Raw genomic sequence first — 2,788 nt, forward strand, 5'->3', positions numbered from 1 at the left:
AAGGGGTTCCAGCCGCCGAAGATGACGATGGCCAAAGCAATCCAGCCGTAACCTGCTGTGTGTCGGTGGCTCCAGCCGGCCTTGAAATCCAGCGAAAAAGCGGCTCCTGCCAAGCCCAGCAGGGATCCTCCCACGAGGGTGTAGACATAGCGCCAGAAAATGACATCGGTGCCACGGGCAAAGGCTGCTGCCGGCTGTTCTCCCATGGCCCGCAGCATCAGGCCAGGCCGGGTGCGATAAAAAAAGAACCAAGTTCCCCCAATCAGCGCATAGCTGGCATACAGCAGCAGATCCCTTCGGAACAGAAGTGGCCCCAGCAGCGGCAGCCCAAAAGCCCAACACCAGGCTTCCCGTCAGCTTGGCCACGGCGAACCCAACCATGGCAGCCAGCATGATCGTCCCCTCTGCGGAGAGATTGATCACCCCTGCTCGCTCGGTGATGGTTTCTCCTACACTGGCGAAAACCAACGGTGTGGCGGTGGCAATGGCAGTAGAGAGAATGGCGACCAGTTGAGCAGCGTTCATTGCCTCACCCCAACACCCAAAGCATCCAGACCACCCCTAAGGTGACAGCGCCAAACAGGGCATAGCTGATCTGGCGCAGCGGCTTCAGTTGCATGGCATGCAAAGCTTTGAGCCAGTCCAGCCCCAAAGATTCCACAAAGCGATCCAACACCACTTGCATGGGGTAGGCGTAAACCGATCCCTGCTCCTTGAAGTTCACCAACACGATCAGCAGCGTGGCGTAGCCCCAGAGACCGCCCCAGAGCACAGCGCTCAACCCGATTAAAATTGGCTCGAGCATCGACCGAAAAACATGGATTGAGCCCGCTTGGGATGCCTGCCCATTGCCGACCGCCTGCTCTTCCACCTCGATGGCTCGGCTTTCACGCACCCATCGAGTCCTAAGGTGGTGCAGAAAATCTCCCCGGCTGTTCGCGATGCGGGCGCGTTGCCGCACCACCTTAGCTTTTTCTTGGTCTTTCAGAGCCTTTTTGTTTGCAGCTCAAGGACTTGTAAACTACCCAACTCCGACCGCTAGGCGGTAGGGAGCGGGGCTCCTGCGGCTTTTAGCTAAAGGTGGCGGGTATCTGGAGCTCCTCCCCCCGCTGCTCAGGAGAAACAAGCTGGTCAACCCAACATCTACCAGCGGCAGCGCCTCAACCGTGGGGTCAGCCACCCGTAGGGAGATAAACCGCTAGAACACTTGGCCACGGTAAACCCGCTGCAGAGCCGGGGTGACCGAATAGCGATCGATATCGGCCAGGCTCAACTTCAAGCGCAATGTATTGAGCAGTCTCCAGTAGGGAGGCACAAAAGCTTTTTCAGTGAGAAGTTGGCCGGCAGGAGAGGGATCCCCGCAGCGGGCAACCGTCTCCACAGGGCAGCCGCGGTAGCGGACCGGACGAGCTTCAAGACGAGCCGAGCGCAGATCCCGTCCAGGCTCCACCGTCAAGCCGCGAAACTGGATTGCCCCTGGACGAGAAGCTTGCCGGTAGCACAGGTAACGGGCCCAAAGCTGGGCCAGCCCCTCCGGCAAAGCTTCGGGCCGAACATGGTAGCGCTCCGGCAACAGGCGGTCGTTGAAAAAGCCGATGAGACCAGACCAAGCTTGCCAGAGGAAAGCTCCCACAAGGCGGGCAACAGGAAAGGAGGAAATCTTCATGGTCGAAGCCGAAAAAAGACTTAAAGAACCCAAAAGACCGGTGATGGAGAAAGGAATTGCCAGCGATTATACCAGCCCGGATGAAGGAGGATGCTCACCGTGAACACTTGCCCACTCAATAATTATTTGTTCTGCTCACTCGAAAGCTGAGGCCGGCTTGCGGTCGAGCGTGTTGAGTCGCCAAAATCCATCGACTACAATAGGCCCAAAGCTCGGGTGTCGCTTTCTTCTTCCCATCTAGGGATTCCGAGAGCGCACCGACCGGCAAACTTGCTTCAATGGCCACTGCACTAAGGGGATCGACGGATTATGACCTGGCGCGGCAACATCACTCCCATCGATCGGCTCTGGGGATCCCTTCCCTACCTTTTGCCGTTGGTATCGGCTCTGCCCTTCGGCTTTGTGCCCTCTGGTTTGTTTCAATCTCTGCCAGGTTTGATCCCCATTTTTAGTCCGCTGCTGCGTTTGCTGCCTCTGGCCACGGGCTGGCTGGGCATGGGGCTGTTTTTTGCCCTACTCTTTTTCGTAATCCGCAACGGCCGCGTCGCCCATTTTGTTCGCTTCAACACGATGCAGGCGCTGCTGCTCAACATTGCCCTGTTTTTGGTGCAAGTGTTGATGCAGGTGTTCGCTATGCTCTTTGGCAGCCTTGGTTTGGCAGCGCTTGTTAGCATTTTGGCCACCACTGCCCTGCTTGGGGTAATCGCTGTCACCCTTTATGCTTGGGTGCAGAACGTGCGCGGTCACTATGCCGAGGTGCCGGTGCTCTCCGATGCCGCCTATGCTTGGATTCGCTACTAACAGTTCTCAAGTTGAGGGCTTGGTTGCTGATTTGACGACTTCACTGGAGCCTGAGCCGGCTGTTGCAGCTTTCAAGGATTGCAGGAGGCTGGGGTGCCGTCGGATTTGACCTCTGATGTTGGCCCAACCCTCACCCACCTGGACGCTTCCGGTCGGGTACAGAGGGTGGAAGTGGGACACAAGCCCCTGGCTGCCCATTTGGCCACTGCCCAAGGGCAGGTACGCATGTCAGAAAGGACTTTAGAGGCCATTTTGGCCGGTCAAGGGCCCAAAGGGAATGTGGTGGAAGCGGCTCGGCTGGCCGGGATCATGGCCGCCAAG

The 2,788-nt window shown here is 57.9% G+C and carries 5 protein-coding genes; 2 read left to right on the plus strand and 3 right to left on the minus strand.

Annotated elements, in window-relative coordinates; all coding sequences use genetic code 11:
• The 3 genes from NW853_RS00085 to NW853_RS00095 form a co-directional block, all read right to left on the minus strand.
• Nucleotides 1-218 (minus strand): ABC transporter permease subunit (locus NW853_RS00085; RefSeq protein ID WP_414347065.1); only part of this gene is annotated, 218 nt, incomplete at its 3' end.
• 311 nt (nt 219-529) lie between these two features.
• Complete coding sequence (locus tag NW853_RS00090; RefSeq protein WP_414335422.1) at nt 530-964, minus strand: hypothetical protein; 435 nt, start codon at nt 962-964, stop codon at nt 530-532.
• A 234-nt stretch (nt 965-1,198) separates the two neighbouring features.
• A complete protein-coding gene (locus NW853_RS00095; RefSeq protein WP_414347067.1) occupies nt 1,199-1,666 on the minus strand; it encodes a hypothetical protein in 468 nt (155 codons plus the stop codon).
• A 309-nt stretch (nt 1,667-1,975) separates the two neighbouring features.
• Here NW853_RS00095 and NW853_RS00100 point away from each other — a divergent pair, with 309 nt between their 5' ends.
• Nucleotides 1,976-2,467, plus strand: a complete 492-nt coding sequence (locus NW853_RS00100; RefSeq protein ID WP_414335419.1) for a Tic20 family protein — start codon at nt 1,976-1,978, stop codon at nt 2,465-2,467.
• Between the two features lie 93 nt (nt 2,468-2,560).
• On the plus strand, nt 2,561-2,788 hold a 228-nt coding region (locus tag NW853_RS00105; RefSeq protein ID WP_414347068.1), incomplete at its 3' end, for a cyclic pyranopterin monophosphate synthase MoaC.

Origin of the sequence: Synechococcus sp. H55.11 (assembly GCF_047462475.1) — a bacterium.
Lineage (GTDB): Bacteria > Cyanobacteriota > Cyanobacteriia > Thermostichales > Thermostichaceae > Thermostichus.